This window comes from Methylocystis sp. MJC1 (genome assembly GCF_026427715.1).
Taxonomy (GTDB): Bacteria; Pseudomonadota; Alphaproteobacteria; order Rhizobiales; family Beijerinckiaceae; genus Methylocystis.
Map to the genome: position 1 here is coordinate 1,836,981 of NZ_CP107558.1, position 22,413 is coordinate 1,859,393.

The following is a 22,413-nucleotide window of genomic DNA, read 5'->3' on the forward strand; positions in this document are numbered from 1 at the left end:
GCGGGCCTTTTGTCTTTATTGCGACACAATCCGGCGCCTTTGCGCCATTGAGCCGGTTGCGGCGCCGCACCAATTGAACTATCCATCCATAAGCGTCTTCGGAACCATTTCGAACTGACGCGCGAGAGGGATACGCATGGCAAACGCCTCAACGGACGAGCGCGCCGCAAAGCGCCCGTTGTCGCCGCATCTGACGGTCTTCAAGCCTTGGCTCACAATGGCGATGTCGATGGCCCATCGCATCACCGGAGCGGCGCTTTATGTCGGCTTGGCGCTAATGGCGCTCTTCCTGCTCGGCGCGGGCGTTGGCGGCTGGCTCCATGCGCTCACCGGCTGGCTTGCCTCGGGCTTTATCGGCGGGCTGATCGTCTTCCTCATCACCTGGGCGATCTTTCACCATCTGCTCGGCGGCGTCCGTCACGCGCTTTGGGATCGCACTCTATACATGGACCCCCAAGGCAGGGAGCTGCTGGCTCAGGCCTCGCTCTATGGCGGCGTCGGCTTGACCGTGCTGCTCTGGATCATCAAGTCTCTCGCCGGCTAACGGAGGCGCTCAAATGTCGGTTCCGACTCACTTCAAGAGCGGGCGGAGCGGCCAGGGCGCCGCTTATGTCTCGGATCACGAGGGCTCGACTCACGCCCGCTTCATGCGCCTATCGGCTTATGCGCTGGCGCCGCTGGGCGTTCTTTCGGCCTGGTGGTTGGCCGGCCTTGTCGGCAAGACGCCCGAGGGCGTCCGCGCCGAGATCGGCCATCCGTTTTCGGCGATCGTGCTGATTCTCTTCGGGGTCATCGGCATGATCCACGCCCGCCAGGGCGCCACCGAGATCATCGAGGACTATGTCCACGACGCGGCGCTCAAGGAGCAGGCGCTCTACTGGAACAGGATCGCCTCAATCGCGATCGCCGGCGCCTGGACCCTCGGGATCATGCTGATCGCCGCGCCCCGATAAGAGTAGCGCGCAAGAAAAGCCGCTGGAAAGACATTCAACAAAGGCTTCGATAATGGTTGCGAATGGCGCTGCTTCATCCGTAACGATCGGCGGACGTGCCTATCCGATCGTGGACCACACTTTCGACGTGGTGGTCGTCGGCGCCGGCGGCGCCGGGCTGCGCGCTGTCGTCGGCTGCGCCAAGGCGGGGTTGAACGTCGCCTGCGTGACCAAGGTCTTCCCGACCCGTTCCCATACGGTCGCGGCCCAGGGCGGCGTCGCCGCGGCGCTCGGCAATATGGGGCCGGACGACTGGAAATGGCACATGTACGACACCGTCAAGGGCTCCGACTGGCTCGGAGACCAGGACGCGATCGAATATCTCTGCCGCAACGCCCCTCAGGCGGTCTATGAGCTCGAGCATTGGGGCGTGCCCTTCTCGCGCACGGCCGAGGGCACGATTTATCAGCGCCCCTTCGGCGGCATGACGACCGATTTCGGCAGGGGCCCGCCGGCCCAGCGCACCTGCGCCGCCGCCGACCGCACCGGCCACGCCATGCTCCATACGATGTATGGCCAGGCGCTGAAGCACGAGACTCAGTTCTTCGTCGAATATTTCGCGATCGACCTGATCATGGATCAGCAAGGCGCCTGCCGGGGCATCGTATGCCTCAAGCTCGACGACGGCACGATTCACCGTTTCCGCTCGGCGCTGACGGTGCTCGCCACCGGCGGCTATGGGCGCGTCTATCTTTCCGCCACCTCGGCCCATACCTGCACGGGCGACGGCAACGGCATGGTGTTGCGCGCCGGCCTGCCGCTGCAGGATATGGAGTTCGTTCAGTTCCACCCGACCGGCATCTATGGCGCGGGCTGCCTCATCACCGAGGGCGCGCGCGGCGAGGGCGGCTATCTGACCAATAGCGAAGGCGAGCGCTTCATGGAGCGCTACGCGCCTTCCGTCAAAGACCTTGCGCCCCGCGACATGGTTTCGCGCGCTATCACGATGGAGGTGCGCGAGGGCAGGGGCGTCGGCAAGCACAAGGACCACGCTTACCTCCATCTCGAGCATCTCGACCCGGCGATCCTGCATGAGCGCCTGCCGGGCATTTCCGAAAGTTCGAAGATTTTCGCCGGCGTCGACGTGACGCGCCAGCCGATCCCGATCATCCCGACCGCGCATTACAACATGGGCGGCATCCCGACGAATTATCACGGCGAAGTGCTGCGCAAGCTGGACGGCAATCCCGACTCCGTGGTACCGGGCCTGATGGCGATCGGCGAGGCGGCCTGCGTCTCCGTGCACGGCGCCAATCGGCTGGGCTCCAATTCGCTGATCGACCTCGTGGTCTTCGGCCGCGCAGCGGGCCTGCGCGCCGCCGAGGTGGTCAAGCCCGGCCAGTCGCAGCCCGAGCTGCCGGCCGACTCAGCCGAGCTGCCGCTCTCGCGCCTCGACTTCTTCCGCAACGCCAATGGCTCGATCTCGACAGCCGATCTGCGCGACAAGATGCAACGGACCATGCAATCGCATTGCGCCGTCTATCGCACCGGCGAGGTGCTGGCCGAAGGCGTCGCCGGCGTACACGAGGTTTGGCAGAAGGCCGCCGAGGTGAAGGTTTCCGACCGCTCGCTGATCTGGAACTCCGATCTTGTCGAGACGCTGGAGTTCGACAATCTTGTCGTGCAGGCCGCGGTGACGATCGAATCCGCGGCCAACCGCAAGGAATCGCGCGGCGCTCACGCCCGCGAGGACTTCCCGAATCGCGACGACGCGAATTGGATGAAGCACACGCTGGCGTCGATCGACCGCGAGAAGAAGACGGTCTCGATCGATTATCGCCCGGTGCACAGCTACACGATGACGAACGAAGTGGCTTACATCGAGCCCAAGGCGCGGGTGTACTGAAATGGTCGAATTCACCCTTCCCAAGAACTCCGTCGTCGCCGAGGGCACGGTCTGGCCGAAGCCGGAAGGCGCCGCCAATCTGCGCGAGTTCCGCATCTACCGCTACAACCCGGACGCCGACGCCAATCCGCGCATCGACACCTTTTTCGTCGATACGGGTGATTGCGGGCCGATGGTGCTCGACGGCATCATCTGGATCAAGAACAAGGTCGATCCGACGCTGACCTTCCGCCGCTCCTGCCGCGAGGGCATTTGCGGCTCCTGCTCGATGAACATCGACGGGGTCAATACGCTGGCCTGCACCAAGGGCATGGATGAGATCCTCGGGCCGATCAAACTTTACCCGCTTCCGCATATGGGCGTGGTGAAGGACCTCGTGCCCGACCTCACCATCTTCTATGAGCAGCACGCTGCGATTGAGCCGTGGCTCCACGCCGGCGCCAATCCCGAGAAAGAGCGGCTGCAATCGCCGCAGGATCGCGCCAAGCTCGATGGTCTTTACGAGTGCATCCTCTGCGCCTGCTGCTCGACCGCCTGTCCGAGCTATTGGTGGAACTCGGACCGCTTCCTTGGCCCGGCCGCGCTGCTGCAGGCGCATCGCTGGGTGCAGGATTCGCGCGACGAGGCGACGGAGGAGCGTCTCGGCTATGTCGACGACACCTTCCGCCTCTATCGCTGCCATACGATCATGAACTGCACCAAGGTCTGCCCGAAGGGCCTGTCGCCCGCCAAGGCCATCGCAGAGCTGAAGAATCTGGCAATCGCCCAGCAGGAGGCGTGAGGCCGCTTTCGGGAGCGACGTGGCGTGGACCACGCGCGTTCTGGCCCGCTTTGGCGCCGCGAGCCTAAGGCTCGCGGTCCAGCTGGGGGCCTTGATCCCGCCGCCGTGCGGCGCTAGGACGTCCCGTTCTATTTCGGAGACAATGCCATGCGTCCTTGCGCGCGTCCTTTCAGCGGTTCTCTCCTTGTCGCGGCCTTTGTGATCGGCGCCGGCGCGGCTGTCGCCCAGGAGCTACAGCTCGATCCCAAGGCGTTCGATCCCAAGGCGCTCGACACCAGCGGCGCCTCCTCGGTTCAAACCAAGCGCTCCAAGGGCAGGAAAGGGGCCGACTCCAACGCTCAGCAGACGCCCGGCAAGCCCCAGGCGACACCTAACGGCCCGAACCGCCAGTTCGGCGAGCTGGAAGGCTGGTCTCCCGGGAAGGCCCCGCCTAAACCCAAAGACAAGGAAGACCGCGCCCCCTCGGGGCCAAAGGCGCCGGTCTCCGTGAGCCCCTCTGGAAACATGGGGACGGGCTTCGCCTTCTAGCGCGCTTTCCGCTCGCAAGGAATCGTGCGAGCGGTTAGAAAATCGCGCAAACTCAAAAATGTGGAGCGCATTCTCGTCGCAAAAGTGCGTCTACTTTTGCGGAATGCGCTCTAGTTGAGACGCCGGCTCGGCCGGTTGGAGAAAGTTCATGGCTTATAAGGTCGCCATCGTCGGCGCCACAGGTAATGTGGGCCGCGAGATGCTGGATATTTTGGCGGAGCGCCGCTTCCCTGTGTCGGAAGTCGTGCCGCTCGCCTCTTCGCGCTCGATCGGCGTGGAGGTCTCCTTCGGCGACAAGACGCTCAAATGCCGCCATCTCGACACCTATGACTTCTCCGACACCGACATCTGCCTGATGTCCGCCGGCGGGAGCGTGTCGACGCAATGGTCGCCGAAGATCGGCGCGCAGGGCTGCGTCGTCATCGACAATTCCTCGGCCTGGCGCATGGACCCGGACGTGCCGTTGGTCGTGCCGGAGGTGAACGCCGACGCGGCCGCGGGCTTCAAGAAAAAGAACATCATCGCCAATCCGAACTGCTCCACCGCGCAGCTCGTCGTGGCGCTGAAGCCGCTGCACGACAAGGCTAAGATCAAGCGCGTTGTGGTTTCGACCTATCAGTCGGTCTCCGGCGCTGGCAAGGACGCGATGGACGAGCTGTTCGCCCAGACGCGTTCCGTCTTCGTCTCCGACCCGGTCGAAGCGAAGAAATTCCCCAAGCGCATCGCCTTCAACCTCATTCCGCAGATCGACTCCTTCATGGAGGACGGCTTCACCAAGGAAGAGTGGAAGATGGTCGTGGAGACGAAGAAGATCCTCGACCCGAAGATCAAGCTCGTCGCCACCTGCGTGCGCGTGCCGGTCTTCATCTCGCATTCCGAAGCGGTGAACATCGAATTCGAGAATCCCATCTCGGCGGACGAGGCGCGCGACATCCTGCGCGAGGCCCCGGGCGTGCTCGTCATCGACAAGCATGAGCCCGGCGGCTACATCACGCCGCATGAGGCGGCCGGCGAGGACGCGACCTATATTTCGCGCATCCGCGACGACCCGACCGTGGACAACGGCCTCGTGCTTTGGTGCGTGAGCGACAATCTGCGCAAAGGCGCGGCGCTCAACGCCGTGCAGATCGCGGAAGTGCTGATGAACCGCAACCTCATCACGCCGAAGAAAGCGGCTGCGTAAGCGCCCCGGTCCTTGCAGAAATTTGAGCCCGGGGCTGACGCCTCGGGCTTTTTCACGGAAGTGATGGGAGCGAGCTTGGTTGTTCCCCAGTCATACAATTTCCCTTTGAACAGCTCGCGTTGGCCGTTGTCATTCCCGGCGGGCTGAAAGCCCGACCGGGAATCCAGAGCCACAATAGCGCTGATTTCGCTCTGGATTCCCGATCGCTCGCTTCGCGAGCGTCCTTGTCGCTTCCTCGACGCTGTGGAACAGGCGCGCTGAGCCCAGCGCTTTCATGATCCCGAATTGCTCGAAGCTGCGATGCGCGCGCACCGATTCTAGCCGCGCGATAGCGAAGTCGACTTTCCTGACCCGACAGGCCTCGATCGCCTCGCGCAGCGCCTGGGCTGCGGAATAGTCGATCTCGACGATGCTGCTCGCTTCCAGCACGAGGAGGCGCAAGGAGCCGTCGGCGCGGTCGATCGCCGCGGTCATGTCGCGGCGAAAGAGATCGGCGTTGAGGAAGGAGAGCGGCGCCTGGAAGGCGACGACGAGAACGCCAGGGAGTTGTTCACCGCGATGCACCGGGGAGACCGGCCACCAGACGGTCGTGCCGGGGATGCGATCAAATTCGATGAGCCGCGTGCGGGTCGCCGTCCACACGCCGTGGAGCAATGACAGGATGATGGCGATGGCGACGCCCTCCTGCACCGGTAGCAGCACGATGGACAGCATGGTGACGAGGACGAGCAGGAACTCGGTCCGCGTCGCGCGAAAGATCGCCAGCATGTCGCGCCAGCGGAAGATGCGATAGGCGACGAACATCAGCACGGCAGCGAGCGCCGCCGTCGGCGTCTGCGCCAAGGCCCCGCCGCCGAAGAAGAGCACGCCGGCGACGATCGCCGCCGCAACGAGCCCGGAGAGCTGGCTCGCGCCGCCGCTCGCAACGACGATCGCCGTGCGCGGCGGGCTGGCGTTCACCGCAAAGGCGCCGAAGAGGCCGGAGAGCAAGCTTCCTGCGCCGGCTCCCATAAAATCCCTGTCTATATCCGGATTGACATCGCGCGCTGCGAAGGCGCGGGAGGTGGCCGAGGTCTGCACCATGACAAGCAGCGCGATGACCATGGCGAGGCTGAAGACCTGCCGAATGTCGGTGGAGCCAATATCCGGAACGCTCAGCCGAGGCGCGCCATGGGCGATGGAGCCGAGGAGTGCCACGCCCTCCTTGCCGAGGTCGAAATGGCTCACGGCCCATGTCGCGCCGCCGAGCGCAATCAGCGCGCCAGGGATGCGGGGGCTCAATTCCTCAAAAACAACAATGGCTGCAAGGCAAAGGACGCCGATCAGCATGGTCGGGCCATAGGCTGCGCCAATATGGCTCGCGAGCGCCATGATGCGCGATTGTATATCGCCATGCTCCGTCGGCAGGCCGAAAAAGGCGGGCGCCTGGGAAAGGGCGATATGGATGGAAATGCCGGCGAGAAAGCCTGTGAGTACGGGTACAGACAGGAGATCGGCGATCCAGCCGGCGCGCAGCAGCCCGGCGAGGATGAGCGCGCCGCCGACGATGAGCGCCAGAAGCGAGGCCAGCGCGGCGTAATGGGGCGAACCCGTCGCTGCGAGGAGCGCGAGCCCTCCAGCGAAGATCGGCGCGATCGTCGAATCCGCGCCGACTGAAACCGCCCGGCTCGAGCCGAAAGCCGCGAAGGCCAGCGTGCCGGCAATGAAGGCGATGAAGCCGATATGGGGCGGAAAGCCCGCCAGCCGGGAGGTCGCCATCTGTTCGGGAATGGCGATTGCCGCGAGCGTCAGCCCGGCCACGAGGTCGGCGCGCAGACTAACGCCGCGCAGTCCCGCAAAAGGCCAGGAGCCTTCCGCCATGGCTATTTGTTGATCTTGAACAGCGCCGCGTCAGGCGTCTTGGTCTGGTCGATGTTGAAGAGGGTGATCAGCGTCTCGTAACCCTGCGGGTCCTTCACCTGCCATTGCTTCAGCTTGAAGGTCTTGGGGTCGAAGATCAGCTTGAGATGCGAGGTGCCCCCGAAGGTCGCCTTGTCCTCGATGAAGATCGTCACGCCGGCGTCGTCGGTCTGGACGTCCTGCACGGTGACGTCCTTCTCCAGGTCGATCTTCTCCTTCATCAGGAATTTGAGCGGCGTCTGATTGATGAAATAGAGGTCCTGCGTATTGAGCTTGCGATCGCGCACGGCGACCTGCGCGCCGTCGGCGACGACCTCCATGGTCGCGGGCTGGGCGTATTCGAAGCGCACGCGGCCGGCGCGCTGCACATGGAGCTTGCCCTCGGAGCGCTTGCCGTCGGCGCCGATCTGGACGAAGTCGGCGGTCATCACCGGCGAGGCGTTGAAAAAGGCGTCGGCGCGCTTGATCGCCTCCTCGCGGCTGGGCGGCTTCGGCGGCTCGGCCGGGGCGGCGGGATTGGTGAGCTGCACGGGCTCGCTCGGCTTGGCGGCCTCGGCGGCCGGCGGCTTGGCCGGGGTCTTCTTGTCCTTGGCGGCGGGCTTTGTTTCTGGAGGCTTCGCTTCCGCATGTTTGGCGGCGGCGTTCGCATGCGCCTTCTTGGCGTCCTCGGCGTGAGCCGGCGCGACGAGCGCCAGGACAAGGGCGAAAGCGGCGAGGGGGAGATGCTTCACGGCGCGAATCCAATCCGAAGGGGCGTTCGAGCCGTCTTGGTAACATATGTTGGCGGAATTGGGGGCGCTCGACATTGGCGCAGGCGCACCACCGATATTGAAGGCGCTCGGATTCTACCTGAACGGATCGATGATCCGCACGCCTTCTACGACTTGTCCGTGCGACATATCTTCGGAATAGAGCTCGCCGCATCCTTGGGCGATCGCGGCGGCGATGATCGCCGCGTCCCAGTAAGAGAAGCCATAGCGCGACTTGATCCCCAGAGCTGCAATCATGATGTCGGACGTGACGTCCTGCACGCGAAAGCGCATCCATGTGCGCACCAGGCCCGCTGCAATGTGGTGCGGGAGCGGGTCTGCGCGGGAGGGGCGAGTGGCTCGGGCGTAGAACTCTTGCAGCACTTGGACGGACAAGCGCCAGTCATCCCGATCGAGCAACGCTATCGCACGCTCGCGCTTGACGTTTTCGGCAGGGTCGCGGCTGATCGAGTAGAGCAGGATATTGGTGTCGAGAAAGCCGGCGACGATTTCTGTCACTTGCCGCGTCTCGCATGGATATCGTCGCGCGAGAGGCGGTCGGCTGCGCGGAAGGTCGAAATCTGGGCGCGAAGCTCTTGTTCCTCGCGCTTCAGCCGCTCGAACTCTGTTTCCGACGCGGCGAAGTCGATCAAGAACCGCCGGACGACCGCGGAAATCGACGTGTCTTCCGCGGCAGCTTTGACGCGAGCGCGACGATAGGTGTCATCGTCCACAGTTACTGTGATGTTTTTCATGGTCTCACAGTAATCCCCGTCGCTGTTTTTATCAACGACAGGGAGGCTGGGCCAATCACTCCGCCGCCTCTATGTCAAACGCCCCACGATCCACGCCGCCGCCCACCAAAATCTCGCGCTTGCCCGCATGGTTGGGGGCGGAGACGACGCCCTCTTTCTCCATGCGCTCCACGAGCGAGGCGGCCTTGTTGTAGCCGACCGACAAGCGTCGCTGGATGTAGCTCGTCGAGCATTTCTTGTCGCGCAGCACGATATTCACCGCGCGGTCGTAGAGGTCGCCTCCTTCCTCGGCGTCCATGGAGCCGGGCGTCGGTCCTTCGCCGTCCTCCGCCCCGTCCTCATCCTCCGAGGTGATGTTCTCGAGATATTGCGGCGCCCCCTGGGCTTTTAGATGCGCCACCACATGCTCGACCTCGGCGTCGGACACGAACGGCCCGTGCACGCGCGAGATGCGGCCGCCGCCCGCCATGTAGAGCATGTCGCCCTGGCCGAGCAGTTGCTCCGCTCCTTGCTCGCCGAGAATGGTGCGGCTGTCGATCTTGGACGTCACCTGGAAGGAGATGCGCGTCGGGAAATTCGCCTTGATCGTGCCGGTGATGACGTCCACCGAAGGACGCTGCGTCGCCATGATGAGATGGATGCCGGCGGCGCGGGCCATTTGTGCCAGACGCTGGATCGCGCCTTCGATGTCCTTGCCGGCGACGAGCATCAAATCCGCCATCTCGTCGACGATGACGACGATATAGGGCAGGGCGGAGAGGTCCATCTCCTCATGCTCGAAGATCGCTTCCCCGGTCTCGCGATCGAAACCCGTCTGCACGGTGCGGGTGATGATCTCGCCACGCGCCTGCGCTTCCGCCACGCGGGCGTTGAAGCCGTCGATATTGCGCACGCCGACCTTCGACATCTTCTTGTAGCGGTCCTCCATCTCGCGCACCGCCCATTTGAGCGCCACCACCGCTTTCTTCGGGTCGGTGACGACAGGCGTCAGCAGATGGGGGATGTTGTCGTAGACCGAGAGCTCCAGCATCTTGGGATCGACCATGATGAGCCGGCACTCCTCGGGCTTCAGCCGATAGAGCAGCGACAGGATCATGGTGTTGATGGCGACCGATTTGCCCGAGCCGGTGGTGCCGGCGACGAGCAAATGCGGCATGCGGGCGAGGTCGACGATCACCGGCTCGCCGCCGATCGTCTTGCCGAGCGCGATGGCAAGCTTGTGCTTGGAGTGCAGGAAATCGTCGCTGGCGACGATCTCGCGCAGGAAGACCGTCTCGCGGCGCTGGTTGGGCAGCTCGATGCCGATGGCGTTGCGGCCCGGCACCACGGCGACGCGGGCCGAGACTGCCGACATGGAGCGGGCGATGTCGTCGGCGAGGCCGATGACGCGCGAGGATTTGATGCCCGGCGCGGGCTCCAGCTCGTAGAGCGTGACCACCGGGCCTGGGCGGACATTGATGATCTCGCCGCGCACCGAAAAGTCTTCCAGCACGCCTTCGAGCACGCGGGCGTTGGATTCGAGGATGTCCTCGGAAACAGTGACGGCCCCGCCCCGGTTCTTCGGTTCGGCGAGCAGCTCGAGCTCGGGATATTCGTAGGATTCCGGCGCAGCCCGCATGGGCGCGCGCGCAGGCTCGCGGGTGACGCGCCGGGGCGCGGGGGTGGCGGGCGCTTCGGCTTGGCGGCCGCCCGTCTGCTGGCGCGGCTCGGCTGGGCGCGTCCCGGCTGCGCCAGCCGCGCGTGGGGCCGTCATCGGCGCGGAGCCCGCATCCTCGTCGTCTTCGTCGAGTGGGCGCGCGCGTCGCGAGAAGGTCGGGTAGTAGGTCTCGACGTCGTCGAAGGTCGGCTCGACCCGCGGCGGCGCGGGGGTCGGCTCTTCCGCGGGGGCGCCCGCGCGGGCCCGCAGCTTTCCGAAAAGCCGCGCCACCCAGCATTTCAGCGTCAGTCCCATATGGATCAGCGCGCCGAGCGAGATCAGCGCAAAGCCGGGCTCCCCCGCGCGATCCTCGTCGTCCTCGGCGTAAGCGACGGGCTCACGCTCCTCGAAAGATTCGTCGCGGATGTCGTTTTGCGTCTCGAAACCGAGGCCGGACGCCCCGCTGACCGAGAGAATAGCGACGAAGGCCGCCGCGACGCCGAAAATCGCCATGATCGGGCCCGACCCCGCGAAAATCGCGCGCGGCGCCGCGAGAATGGCGTCGCCGGCGACGCCGCCGAGGCCTGTCGGCAGGGGCCAGCGGTCGGTCGGCGGCAGCAGCGACGCCGTGGCGGCCGTTGCAAAAATGCCCACTATCCACAGGCCGAGCCGCAGCGGCGCGCGCTCGATGCGCCGGCGTTTGACAATCCGCATCCCTTGCAAGGCGAGCGGGACGATTGCCGCCACGGCGCCGAGGCCGAAAAGCTGCATGAGCAGATCGGCGACAACCGCGCCGGGATGCCCCAAAAGGTTGCGGACATGGCCGCCGGTCGCGTGGTTGAGCGAGGGATCATGGGCCGACCAGGTGACCAGCGCCAGCGTCGCGGCGCCCGCGAGCGCCAGCATCAGCGCCCCCGCCGCCTCGGCGAGGCGATGGGCGGCGAATTCGCGGAGCTGTTCGGGGAAGAGACCAAATCTATGGCTGCGCATGTCACCAGAAGCCCGCGTGGCGCGGCGCGGCCATTGCGGCGCGCCGACTCCCGGCGAGGGTAAAAAAGCTGGGTTAAGAGGCGCTTAACCCTCAGGTTGCATCCGCTCGCCCGATCCCGCGATCGCCTGGTTGAGCTCGGCTCCGTAAATGAAGATCACGGCAAGGGGTTTGCAGGAAGACGATCGCCATCATGATCGAGGCGAGACCCGCATAGGTTGAAACGTAATTGATTGCAAACCTCGCCAGATAGGCGCCAAAGCCCGCGCCGAAGGCGAGGGAAGCGAGAAGCGTCAGCGCGAAGCCGGGCGCGAGGTTGAGAAGGCGCGGGCGCCCCGCCGGCAGCAAGATGTGAGCGGCGAGCACGGCGACGCCGACGACCGAGGATGTGACACCGTAGCGCACCGGGCCGTAGAGCGGCTCGAGCTCCCGCATCAGGCCGGGCGCATGTTTTTCGGCGAGCGCGCGGGCGAGCGGGGCGAGCACCATGAGGAAGGCGATGGCGAGCAGCGAGGCGGCGCCGAGGAAGATGTAAAGAATCGATTCCAGCCGCAACAGCCACCAGGGCCGCTGGTCGCGCTGGTTATAGGCGCGGTTGAGCGCGACGCGCAGCGACTCGACGCCGCTCGACGAGAAATAAATGGCGAGAAGCGCGCCGATCGTGAGCAGCCCGCCGCGCGGCTGGGTCACGACATTGCGAATTTCAGCCGCGATAGGCTCGGCGACGTTCGGCGGCCAGTTTTCAAAAATGAGCGCCGTCGCCGCATTGGCTTCTTCCTTCAGGCCGAAGAAGCTGGCGAGCGCGGTAAGAAAAATAAGGAAGGGAAAAAGCGAGGTCAGGATGGAGAGCGCGATATGGCTCGCGATCGCCCAGCCGTCATCCTCGTTGAATTTGAAATAGGCGACGTAAAGCGCGCGGAGCAGGGGCATGGGGCAGGGGCTTTTGGGGCGGCGGGATGCTCCCACTATTATAATGCTGGCGAGTATAAAAAATTAGCGTGTGCGGTTCCGGCGTCAATTGGTTCCGGTTGGTGAAAACTCTTCATAGGAGATGGAAATGTTCTTCTTTCCGGCAACACCGACGTTCGCAATCAAACCAAATGATTGGTCGACAAGCGAATAGGCATGATAGCCGTTTGCGGCGGCCATGTCTGCATAGAGCTTATTGAAATACTTGTCATTTGGGCCGTTCGGGTCGTAGGCGAACCGGACGGTGAAGACAGGGTACAGCTCATTGTTGCACAGCTCGACCTTTTTAAGCTCGATGTGCGCGTAATCCAGCACGCGTCTGGTTGGGTGTGACCATTGTTTCAGATCCACACTCCGGCATCCATGCGCAATATCCTTGTAGAGCGAGGTCGCCTCCAACGTCGGCGCACAAAAAGCCGGTTGGGCGAGGCAAGTCGTCGCCAAGCCAATACAGAGTAATTTTGACTTAAGCATTGTTGAAAATCCTTGGCGCAGCTGCGCTCGCAGTCGTCGAAATGGAAAGACGTTTTCGGCGCCTATGGCTCATGGGGACGCAGAGGCTTCTGCCGGTCGAAGGCGAGGTCTTCGCATTCCTTCAGCTCCGTCCGAACGAGACGAAAGACTCCGTCGTCCGGACCAAACGGATTCTTGATCGTTTCATGCCGCTTGTCGATTGGTCCCGGCATCCAAAGATCGGCCCCGCCGGGAATGGTGAGCACGACAGCTTGCCGCCCGTCGAGCGCGAGATGTGAGCCCCCATCTCCGGGTCCCGCACAATGCGCCCCGCCACGACGCGAGTCTTTCGGCGTCCCGTCGCCGCATTCCGCGACGGCGGTCAAAGTCTCCGCGCGGTCGTGAAACTTGAACGCGAGGGAAACTTGATATGCATAGGAGCTGCTTGCAGGCGTGAGGGTGGAGGCTTGGAAACGGGCCGTGACCAACGCCTTCACGAAAGTGACCTGCTGCCGGGGATGCGCGGTGAGATGCGCCGCATCATACTGCCGGCTGAAGCAGGCGAAGGACTCCCCTCGGCGGTACAGGGGGCCCACGAGATTTGCCAGGAACTCATTGCTTGGATCCGCCGCATATGCGGGAGCCTCCGAAGAGAAGGGCGCGAGAGCGGCGGCAATTATAAAAGCTCGTCGGAACATGTTGGAAATCGTGCCATTTGCAACGAACCATGACTGTGCGTCAGCGCACAGTATGTGAACAACAGCCGCACGGCCTGGGCGCCAGCCACATCAAGGCCGAGGCAAAAACGCGCGTAGCGCCTCGATGATCACGTCCGGCCGGCAAGGCTTTTGAAGGATAACAGTGCCCGGCGGGAAGCGTCCTCTCTGCTGCTCCGCATCATAGCCCGACAATACGAGAAACGGCGCGCCAGCTTTCTGCAGGGCTTCCGCGACAGGACCCGAGAACACGCCGCACAGATTTGCATCCAATATGGCGGCGTCGTAGTCGCCTTGGGCCGTGAGCTTCAGCGCTTCTTCGACCGTCGCCGCGACCCCCGCGCTCTCGAAACCCTCGCATTCCAGGAGCATTTCCATCGACATCGCGACCATGGGCTCATCTTCGACGATAAGAATGCGTCGGCTTTTCTGGCCAAGGTCCTGCATCGAGCTATCTCACGAAAATCCTGTCTGCCGGCGCCGTCAACGTCCAGCGCGCCCCATTTTCGGCGAAGGTCAGTTGCGCATGTCCTCCGACTGAGATTTCGGCCATTCGCCCCAGCACCGTTTTGCCAAAACCCTTGCGTGTCGGGGGCGCCACTTTCGGCCCGCCGTTTTCCTCCCAGGAAATCGAAAATTCATCGCCCGCGACCCCCCACGCGATCTGAACCTTTCCGTCTTCGTTCGATAGGGAGCCATATTTCGCTGCATTGGTCGCAAGCTCGTGCAGCGCCATGCCGATCGTCTGAGCGGCGGCGGCGTTCACGCGGATCGCTGGGCCATTTGCGACAATGCGCCCGCCGATCAGGTCTCGATAGGGCGCGAGCTGCGCGCGCACGAGGTCGCAGAGATCCGTCCCCTGCCATTCGTTTCGCACGAGCAGCCTTTGGCTCGCTGCGAGGCTTTGAATCCGCTCGACGAGCTTTGCGACATAGGCTTTGGGGTCGCCCTCGAAAGAGGTTTGCTGGGCGATCGCTTGCACGACGGCGAGAAGATTATTGGCGCGGTGGCTGATCTCCGCGACCAGAAGCTGGTTGTGCGCCTCGGCGGCCTTGCGCGCCGTTATGTCTTCGACCACGGCCACGAAATTGACAGGCTGGTCCGTGGCGTTGCGCGCGATGCCCACCGTCACATTCGCCCAAACATTCTTGCCGTCCTTGCGGATATATCGCTTTTCTGTCGAGTAGCTCCCGGCCTCGCCCGCGAGGAGGCGGCGCACATTTTCGCGATCGGCTTCGCGGTCCTCGGCATGCGTGATGTCGCCGGCTTTCATTTGCATCAGCTCGTCACGACGATAACCCACGATATCGCAGAGGCGTTCGTTCATTCTCAGCCACCGGCCGTCGAGCCCCACCTCGGCAATGCCCACGGCGGCGTTTTCAAAGGTCGCCTCCAAACGCGACAGCGCCACGCGCAGAGTATCGGCCCCGCGCTTTCGCTCTTCCAGTATCTGGCTCTGCACCGCTTCCATGGCTTCGGCCTTGAAGGCGCGCGCCTCGGCGCGATGCATCAGCTCGGTCGTTCCGATGATGAGCCCGCAACTCCCCAGAAACACCAACAAGGCGAACCAGTCGGCCCCGCCTTCGAGGGGAAGAACGAAGGTATGCAACAAGATCGCGCCGAGCACCGCCACTGTCGTTCCGGTGATCCATCCGCCGACCAGTGCGCCCACGGGAACCAAAGGAAAAAGGGTTATATAGGCGACCTTGGTCGTCGCCATTCCGATCAGAAGGGCCCGCGCAAGAATCGCCAGCACGGCCAAGGCCACGCCGAGGGCGGGCGCAAGCACGTAGTACGAATTCTCGGGCAGCTCAGCTTTGTCAGCCAGAATTCGAAGAGGCAGCCTCGCGTAGAAGGGAAATCTGTCCTCGACGGCATGGAGGTTCGACGACTCCATGTCCCGCATGGGTTACTCCGATGGGATTTTTGACAAATTTTCGTAAGCGAAGGCGTTGAATGGGGCAAGCTTGACCGATGTTGGCTTGGAAAGCAATGAAATGAGCCCGCTTCAGCCTGCGGGTAGAAGCAAGACGAGCTTGTGAGAGGGCGCGTCCGACGGCGTGAAGGAATGCTGCTCGAAGAGCACTCTGCCGTCCTGCGGATGGTTGAAGACGCGCAGGCCGCCTTCGCGGCTCAAGACGTCCTGTGCGGCCCAGGCTTGCGCAAAGAAAGGGCTCTCCTGCCGCAAGTCGTCGATAAATCGTCGCACGCGCGCGTCGCGAAACATATGCGCATAATCCGAGCGAAACTCGCAGAGGAGACGGCGCGCCCGCTCCTCCCAATCCGGCAGCAGATCTCGCGCCGCGGCGTCCAGAAAGACGAAACGCAGAAGATTGCGGTGGCGCCCGCCATCGAGCCAGCCGCAGAACAGATGCGCGGCCGCCGCGTTCCAGATGCAGGCGTTCCAACAGCAATCGAGGCCATAGGCCGGATGCTGAAAAGCTGCGATGGCGGCTTGTAGCGAGGCGGGGGCCGTCTCCGGTCGCGCCGGCGCATCCGGGTCGATGCGGCCGGCAAGCTCGAACAGATAGGCGCGCTCTGCGGGCGTCAATGAGAGCGCCATGGCGATGCGGCCGAGCGCTTCGGGCGAGGCCTGCACGGGCCGACCCTGTTCGATCCAGGCGCACCATGTGGCGCTGATGCCGGCGCGCGCCGCCAGCTCCTCGCGGCGCAGACCGGGCGTGCGCCTGCGGCCGCCGGCGACATCGGGCCGCGCCCGCTCGCGATGCGCGCGAATGAAATCTCCCAGCAGCCGCCGTTGGTCCGCGTCCAGCATGGAGGCAGTTATAACAGGATAATAATCTTTATTGTAATAGGTTAATCGCGGCTTGATCCTGCTTTTCGTCACAAGGAGCAAGCCGATGGAACGAACGCATGAAACGATGGTAGCCGCCCAATTCGGGCCCCGCGCGCGCGACTACGTCCAAAGCGCTGTGCACGCGCAGGGCGCGGATCTCGAGGTTTTGGCAAATATCGTCTCTGCGGCTGCGCCCGAACGCGCTCTCGATATCGGCGCCGGCGGCGGCCATGTCTCCTATCTGATGGCCCGCTATGCGGCTGCGGTGACGGCGCTCGATCTCTCGACGCAGATGCTGGCGGCCGTCGCCGCGACGGCGCGTGAGAAGGGGCTCGCCAATATCGAAACAGTGGAGGGGCCCGCCGAGCGCCTGCCTTTCGCCGATGGCTGTTTCGATTTTCTGGCGTCGCGCTATTCGGCCCATCACTGGCGCGATTTCAATGGCGGTCTGCGTGAGGCGCGCCGGGTGCTGAAGCCCGGCCGCTCTGCGGTCTTCGTCGACGTCTATGCGCCGGCCCGGCCGCTCTTCGACACGCATCTGCAAGCCGTCGAGCTGCTGCGCGATCCGTCTCATGTCAGGAATTACACAATTGCAGAATGGACGGTCGCGCTCGCGACGTCAGGTTTCACTGTCGAGCGCCTGCAGACATGGCGGCTGCGGATGGACTTCGCCGTCTGGGTGGCGCGCATGCGAACGCCGCAGGAAAATCAACGCGCCATCCGAGCTTTGCAGGCGGCGGCGTCGGGCGAGACCCGGGAGCATTTTGCGATCGAAACGGATGGCTCGTTTTTAATCGACGTGATGATGATTGAAGTCAGGGCCGCGAGCTGGTGACGGCTGGCCCTCATCCGACCCCGCTTCGCGGGGCCACCTTCTCCCGTAAACGGGAGAAGGAATCGCGTTGAAACTTTGTGGTTCAAAAACCTTGGGTTCTCCCTTCTCCCGCTTGCGGGAGAAGGTGGCCCCTGCGTCAGCAGGGGTCGGATGAGGGCTCATCCTGCCGCTCAGTCATCTCGCCGCCGTCGACGGCTCTCCGGACCTTCGTGCATCAAAGCGTCGTCGCGCGGCCCCTCGACGATCAGATCGCCGACGAGGCCGCGCTCCATCCGGGAGAGCGCGTGGTCGGCCAGAACATATTGTCCGCCGCGCCTCACATTGAATTCGACGGTCGCCGCGTCGCCCGGCGCGACGGAAACCGTTGGCGCGCCTCTCTCATGCACTTTCAGCGCGTCGTTGCGTCTGACGCGGTCGAAGAGGCCGCCGATCAGATGCAGCGAAGACGTGAAATTCGGCCCGCCGACGCCGAAGAAGATTCGCACGTTCTCGCCGCGCTCGGCCCGTAGCGGATGCTCCGCCGTCAGCGCGCCGACGGCGCCGTTGAAGAGGAAATATTCCGGCTGTTCGGCCATCAGCTTCTCGTAATCCAACTCCTGCCGGCCCTGGGTCCCGAAAGGCATGGTCGTATAGAGTTCGCCCTGCATGACGTAGAATTCGCGGTCCGCCTTCGGCAATCCGCCCTCGGGCTCGATCAGCACGAGACCATACATGCCGTTGGCGACATGCTGCGCAATGCTCGGCGTCGCGCAGTGATAGACGAAGAGGCCGGGCGTCGTCGCTTCGAAGCTGAAGACCTTTTCCTCGCCCGGATCGGCTTGCGTGAAGCGCGCGCCGCCGCCGGGCCCGATCGCGGCGTGCAAATCCACCGAATGCGCTAGCACGCTGCTCGAGTCGTTCTTCAAATGCACTTCCAGCGTGTCGCCCACCCGCGCCCTGATGAAGGGGCCGGGAACCTTCCCGCCAAAGGTCCAGAACTGATAGGTCGTCTTGTCATCGAGCCGGCCATCGATTTCGATCGTCGTGAGATCGACGCGCAAGGTTCGCGGCCCGCGGGCGCCGATCGGTCGCGGCACGTCGGAAGGATCGCGCGATATGTCCGGCGCGACGAGCTTCGCCTTGCTGCGCGGCCCCGGCTCGACCCTGATCTTGCCCTGCATGCCCGCGTCGCGATGGCCGGGGACTGAGCAGTAGTAGGAAAAGGCGCCGGTCTTGTCGGCGAAAAACGAAACAGTGCCGCTCGCGCCCTTGCCGACCACGCGGTTCGAACGCACGCCGTAAAACTCGATGACGATATCGTGCTCGGCGCCCTCGCCGTTGACGAGATTGATCTGGGCGCGCTCGCCTTCATGGAAGACGAGCTCTGGATTAACCTTCCCGTCGATCGCGCCGCCGACGCCAAGGAAGACGAGCCGCCCCTCGGCAATCCCCGATCGCAGCGTATAGACGACCGTGCGCGCCGCCGCGTTCTCCTGGCGCGCTGGCGCGTCTTCTTGCGAAAAAGCGAGCGGAGCCCAAGCGAGCAGGGCCGAAAACACGCAGAACAACAGAACGGCTCTGTCTGGCTTCATCGGCCGAGCCTCTGGCGGATGGGGACGCGTGCGGCAGTAAGCTAGGGGCGCGGCGTTCAAAGGAAAGGCGCGGGGCCGTCGCTCAATCGCCCCGCTGGAAATGGTCGTACACCATCCGCGCCGTCGCCTTGTTGATGCCCGGCGTCTTCTCCAGATCCGACAAAGCCGCCCGCGAGACGCCCTTCGCCGAGCCGAAGGCCAAAAGCAGCGCGCGCTTGCGCGACGGTCCGATCCCGGCAATCTCATCGAGCGGATTCTTGGTGAATTCCTTCTTGCGCCGCGCGCGATGCGTGCCGATGGCGAAGCGATGGGCTTCGTCGCGCAGCCGCTGCACGAAATAGAGCGCCGGATCATGCGGGGGCAGGCGGAAGGCTTCGCGGCCCTCGATGAAGAATTGCTCGCGTCCCGCGTCGCGGTCGCGGCCCTTGGCGATCGAAGCCAGCGCCACCCCCTCGACGCCGCTCTCGCGCAACGCCTCGCGCGCCACGTCGAACTGGCCGCGCCCGCCGTCGATCAGCACGAGATCGGGCTTTGCCGGAAAAGCCTCCGGATCGGTCTCCTTCTCCGGCTCCTTGGCGAGACGGGCGAAGCGGCGCGTCAGCACTTCGCGCATCATGCCGTAGTCGTCTCCGGGCGTGATCTCCGTGCTCTTGATGTTGAAAGTGCGGTAATGCGCCTTCATGAAGCCCGCCGGGCCGGCGACGACCATCGCGCCGATCGCCTGCGACCCGCCCGTATGCGAGTTGTCGTAGACCTCGACGCGGCGCGGGGCGTGAGGCAGGCCGAAGACTTCGCCCAAGGCCGCCAGCAACCGCAACTGGCTCGCGTCTTCCGCAAGCTTGCGGCCGAGCGCCTGCCGCGCATTGTTGAGCGCATGTTCGACGAGCTCGCGCTTTTCGCCGCGCTGCGGGGCGATGACGTCGACGTTTCTGCGCAGCTTCGCCGAAAGCGCGTCTTCCAGAAGAGCGCTGTCTTCGATCGGATGTGACAGCAGCACGCAGCGCGCGGAAGGATGCTCGTCGTAGAATTGCGCGAGAAAGGCGTCGAGAACTTCCGCCTCCGAGAGGCTCGCGTCGGCGCGCGGGAAATAGGAGCGGTTGCCCCAGTTCTGATAGGCGCGGAAGAAAAAGGCCTCGATGCAGAAGCGCCCCGCGTCCTTGGCGATGGCGAAGACGTCGGCCTCTTCGACCGTGCGCGGATTAATGCCCTGCGCTCCCTGTATCGCCGAGAGCGCCGAGATGCGATCGCGCAGCCGCGCGGCGCGCTCGAATTCGAGCCGCTCGGCGGCTTCGGTCATTTCCGTGGCGAGCTGCTCGCGCACGCTTCGGCTCTTGCCGGAGAGAAAGTCGCGCGCCTCCTGCACAAGCACGGCATAGTCGTCAGTTGAGATTTCCCCCGTGCAGGGCCCGGCGCAGCGCTTGATCTGGTAGAGCAGGCAGGGGCGTGTGCGGTTGTCGTAAAAGCTCTGCGCGCAGGAGCGTAGCAGAAAGGCGCGCTCCAGCGCGTTGAGCGCGCGATTGACCGCCCAGACGCTGGCGAAGGGCCCGTAATAATCGCCCTTGCGCACGCGCGCGCCGCGATGCTTGGCGATCTGCGGCGCTTCGTGGTCGCTGGCGATGAAGATGTATGGAAACGACTTGTCGTCGCGCATCAACACGTTGAAGCGCGGCTTCAACTGCTTGATGAGATTCGCTTCCAGCAGCAGCGCCTCGGTCTCGGTCTCCACCGAGATGAAGACCATGGAGACCGTCGCCGAGATCATCCGCGCGATGCGGTTCACATGGCCGGCGAGGCGGGTGTAGCTCGCGACGCGCTTCCGGACATTCTTGGCCTTGCCGACATAGAGCACCTCGCCATTCTCGGCGATCATGCGATAGACGCCGGGGCCGTTCGGCGCATGTTTCCAATAGGACTTGATGACGCCGACGCCGCGCTTGACGCTGTCGGGCGTCTGCGGGGCGTCGTCTTCTGGAGGCGTCTCGGAGGTCTCCGAGACGGCCTCGGGCGCGTCGAGGGGGTCGTCGTCCTCGGGCGGGAGGTCGCGCGTCTGGGAGGGGGGAGGGGTCATCCTATAAGGATTTATGCTGCGTTTGCGGCGATGGGAAGGGTTTCCGAGCCTGCACCGGTCGTTCGTCGGCAAAGAGCCGCGAGGAAACTGTCACCCTTCTTCCCGGGCCTTGCTGTCACCTTTCTATCCGGGCCAGGCGCCGCTCCTCTCCTCGTTTGCGGGGAGAGGCTGGGTGAGGGGCCGGGGCCGGAGCCCCGGGCGTGCCTTACGAAAGCGAGCGCGCTGCGGCGTTTATCGCTTCCACTCATCCCCCAAGCCCCTCACCCAACCTCTCCCCGCGCGCGGGGAGAGGGGCAGAGCGTGGCCTTCATCAAAAGTGGCTCGCGAGCCGCCTCCCTCCCCCTTGCGGGGAGGGATTAATGGTGGGGGTCGCCTCAGTGATGAGAATAACGCAGAAAAATTGAGTTTAATCTTACGCATTCGCGCCAACGCAAGTTGCTCGATCCTCGCAAGAATCGCCCGCCCGCACTTGCGCGCCGCGGAAAGCGACGTCAAAAGTTGTCGCCGTAGTTCGACGGGTATTGGGGGCCTCATGAGCGGCGGCAGGATCACGATCGGCGGCATTATTTTTCCAGTGCTCGCGCTCGGTCTCGCGGCGGCTTTCGCGGCAGGGGAGCGCTGGCTCAATACTATGCCGCCGACGCTCGCCTGGGCGCCGCCGCTCGTCGCCGCCATCCTCGTCATCGGGTCGGTTTTCGCGACGCTGCAGCACGCCGAGCGGATCGGCGCGAGGGTCGGCGAGCCCTTGGGCACGCTCGTGCTCACCATCGCCGTGACGATCATCGAGGTCGCCATCATGGCCTCGATGACCGCGCATGGCTCGGAAAATCCGACCGAGGCGCGCGAGGCTGTGTTCTCGGCGATCATGATCGTCTGCAACGGGCTCGTGGGCCTGTGCCTGCTGCTCGGCGGTTTCCGCCATGGCGAGCAGGAGCTTCATCCGATGGGCGCGAGCGCCTATCTCGCCGTGCTCATCGCGCTGTCGATGCTGACGCTCATCATGCCGAATTACACGACATCGACGCCGGGCCCGACGCTCTCGCGCGCGCAGCTCGGCTTCGCGAGCGCGCTCTCGATCCTGCTCTACGGCGCTTTTCTCTTCATCCAGACCGTGCGCCACCGCGCCTATTTTATCGACGCGCATATGGCGGCCGTGGGTCATGTCGGAGCAAAACCGACGCGGAGCGAGGCCTTGGTCTCGCTCGTCGGTCTCGGCGCGAGCCTAGCCGGCGTGTCGCTGCTCGCCGAGCATGTCATTCCGGGGCTCGAAGAAGGGCTGAAATGGGCGGGCGTCGAGGAGGTGAACCCTGTGACCGGCGCCGCCGTCGCCGCCCTCGTGCTCATGCCCGAAGGCATGAATTCGGTCCGCGCCGCCGCCCGCAACGCCTTGCAGACGAGCTTGAATGGGGCGCTCGGCTCGGTCGTGGCGACGATCGGGCTCACCGTGCCGGCCGTGGCGCTGATGAGCCTCGCCTCCGATCGCCAGCTCGTCTTCGGCCTCGATCGCCGCGACTCCGCCATGCTGGTTCTGACGCTGATGCTGTCCGTCGTCAGCTTCGGCGCGGGCCGCACCAATGTGCTCACCGGCCTTGTGCATCTCGTTGTCTTCGCGGCATATGCCTTCTTCTTATTTGCGCCATGAGCGAG

Annotated in this window: 21 protein-coding genes; 8 read left to right on the plus strand and 13 right to left on the minus strand. The window is 64.3% G+C overall.

The features are described from left to right. Window positions 1–136 precede the first annotated feature (136 nt). The 6 genes from sdhC (at window position 137) to OGR47_RS08895 (ending at window position 5,330) form a co-directional block, all read left to right on the plus strand. Complete coding sequence (gene sdhC / locus OGR47_RS08870) at window positions 137–544, plus strand: succinate dehydrogenase, cytochrome b556 subunit (RefSeq protein ID WP_165050120.1); 408 nt, start codon at window positions 137–139, stop codon at window positions 542–544. A 13-nt stretch (window positions 545–557) separates the two neighbouring features. Further along, window positions 558–953: a succinate dehydrogenase, hydrophobic membrane anchor protein gene (sdhD, locus tag OGR47_RS08875; protein WP_165050117.1), complete on the plus strand. Its 396-nt coding sequence runs from the start codon at window positions 558–560 to the stop codon at window positions 951–953. 52 nt (window positions 954–1,005) lie between these two features. Continuing rightward, the gene (gene sdhA / locus OGR47_RS08880) at window positions 1,006–2,838 is read left to right on the plus strand and encodes a succinate dehydrogenase flavoprotein subunit (RefSeq protein WP_165050115.1); all 1,833 of its coding nucleotides are present in this window, start codon (window positions 1,006–1,008) and stop codon (window positions 2,836–2,838) included. Between the two features lies 1 nt (window position 2,839). Further along, on the plus strand, window positions 2,840–3,619 hold the full coding sequence (locus OGR47_RS08885; protein WP_165050113.1) for a succinate dehydrogenase iron-sulfur subunit: 780 nt from the start codon (window positions 2,840–2,842) through the stop codon (window positions 3,617–3,619). Between the two features lie 147 nt (window positions 3,620–3,766). Continuing rightward, window positions 3,767–4,147, plus strand: coding sequence for a hypothetical protein (locus tag OGR47_RS08890; RefSeq protein WP_165050111.1), 381 nt, complete (start codon window positions 3,767–3,769; stop codon window positions 4,145–4,147). Window positions 4,148–4,295: 148 nt separating this feature from the next. Next, window positions 4,296–5,330 carry an aspartate-semialdehyde dehydrogenase gene (locus OGR47_RS08895; RefSeq protein WP_165050108.1) on the plus strand — a complete coding sequence of 345 codons (1,035 nt, stop codon included), beginning with the start codon at window positions 4,296–4,298 and terminating at the stop codon, window positions 5,328–5,330. A gap of 129 nt (window positions 5,331–5,459) precedes the next feature. Here the strand turns inward: OGR47_RS08895 and OGR47_RS08900 are convergent, their stop codons facing one another. From OGR47_RS08900 to OGR47_RS08950, 11 genes are all read right to left on the minus strand, one after another. Continuing rightward, the gene (locus OGR47_RS08900) at window positions 5,460–7,190 is read right to left on the minus strand and encodes a SulP family inorganic anion transporter (RefSeq protein WP_165050106.1); all 1,731 of its coding nucleotides are present in this window, start codon (window positions 7,188–7,190) and stop codon (window positions 5,460–5,462) included. Between the two features lie 2 nt (window positions 7,191–7,192). Next, window positions 7,193–7,960, minus strand: a complete 768-nt coding sequence (locus OGR47_RS08905) for an outer-membrane lipoprotein carrier protein LolA (RefSeq protein ID WP_246729601.1) — start codon at window positions 7,958–7,960, stop codon at window positions 7,193–7,195. Window positions 7,961–8,074: 114 nt separating this feature from the next. Next, entirely contained in the window at window positions 8,075–8,497 is a 423-nt protein-coding gene (locus OGR47_RS08910) for a PIN domain-containing protein (RefSeq protein WP_246729600.1), read from the minus strand. Next, complete coding sequence (locus OGR47_RS08915; protein WP_165050102.1) at window positions 8,494–8,733, minus strand: hypothetical protein; 240 nt, start codon at window positions 8,731–8,733, stop codon at window positions 8,494–8,496. Before OGR47_RS08915 ends, OGR47_RS08910 begins: the two co-directional genes overlap by 4 nt. Before the next feature lie 55 nt (window positions 8,734–8,788). Next, window positions 8,789–11,359, minus strand: coding sequence for a DNA translocase FtsK (locus OGR47_RS08920; protein ID WP_165050100.1), 2,571 nt, complete (start codon window positions 11,357–11,359; stop codon window positions 8,789–8,791). 91 nt (window positions 11,360–11,450) lie between these two features. Next, window positions 11,451–12,287, minus strand: coding sequence for a YihY/virulence factor BrkB family protein (locus OGR47_RS08925; RefSeq protein WP_246729599.1), 837 nt, complete (start codon window positions 12,285–12,287; stop codon window positions 11,451–11,453). 84 nt (window positions 12,288–12,371) lie between these two features. After that, window positions 12,372–12,800, minus strand: a complete 429-nt coding sequence (locus OGR47_RS08930; RefSeq protein WP_165050098.1) for a hypothetical protein — start codon at window positions 12,798–12,800, stop codon at window positions 12,372–12,374. Window positions 12,801–12,862: 62 nt separating this feature from the next. Further along, the gene (locus tag OGR47_RS08935) at window positions 12,863–13,477 is read right to left on the minus strand and encodes a hypothetical protein (RefSeq protein WP_165050096.1); all 615 of its coding nucleotides are present in this window, start codon (window positions 13,475–13,477) and stop codon (window positions 12,863–12,865) included. Window positions 13,478–13,567: 90 nt separating this feature from the next. Continuing rightward, window positions 13,568–13,942 (minus strand): response regulator, encoded by a 375-nt coding sequence (locus OGR47_RS08940; RefSeq protein WP_165050094.1) that lies wholly within the window; start codon window positions 13,940–13,942, stop codon window positions 13,568–13,570. A 4-nt stretch (window positions 13,943–13,946) separates the two neighbouring features. Continuing rightward, complete coding sequence (locus OGR47_RS08945; protein WP_165050092.1) at window positions 13,947–15,401, minus strand: PAS domain S-box protein; 1,455 nt, start codon at window positions 15,399–15,401, stop codon at window positions 13,947–13,949. Between the two features lie 102 nt (window positions 15,402–15,503). After that, complete coding sequence (locus tag OGR47_RS08950) at window positions 15,504–16,271, minus strand: helix-turn-helix transcriptional regulator (RefSeq protein ID WP_165050090.1); 768 nt, start codon at window positions 16,269–16,271, stop codon at window positions 15,504–15,506. Between the two features lie 85 nt (window positions 16,272–16,356). Between OGR47_RS08950 and OGR47_RS08955 the strand changes: the two genes are divergently transcribed. Next, window positions 16,357–17,127 carry a class I SAM-dependent methyltransferase gene (locus OGR47_RS08955; RefSeq protein ID WP_165050087.1) on the plus strand — a complete coding sequence of 257 codons (771 nt, stop codon included), beginning with the start codon at window positions 16,357–16,359 and terminating at the stop codon, window positions 17,125–17,127. 170 nt (window positions 17,128–17,297) lie between these two features. Here the strand turns inward: OGR47_RS08955 and OGR47_RS08960 are convergent, their stop codons facing one another. After that, a complete protein-coding gene (locus OGR47_RS08960) occupies window positions 17,298–18,698 on the minus strand; it encodes a multicopper oxidase domain-containing protein (RefSeq protein ID WP_165050085.1) in 1,401 nt (466 codons plus the stop codon). An 82-nt stretch (window positions 18,699–18,780) separates the two neighbouring features. After that, the gene (uvrC, locus tag OGR47_RS08965) at window positions 18,781–20,766 is read right to left on the minus strand and encodes an excinuclease ABC subunit UvrC (RefSeq protein WP_165050082.1); all 1,986 of its coding nucleotides are present in this window, start codon (window positions 20,764–20,766) and stop codon (window positions 18,781–18,783) included. Between the two features lie 532 nt (window positions 20,767–21,298). Between uvrC and OGR47_RS08970 the strand changes: the two genes are divergently transcribed. Beyond that, window positions 21,299–22,408 carry a calcium:proton antiporter gene (locus OGR47_RS08970; protein ID WP_165050080.1) on the plus strand — a complete coding sequence of 370 codons (1,110 nt, stop codon included), beginning with the start codon at window positions 21,299–21,301 and terminating at the stop codon, window positions 22,406–22,408. The last annotated feature ends 5 nt before the right edge of the window (window positions 22,409–22,413 follow it).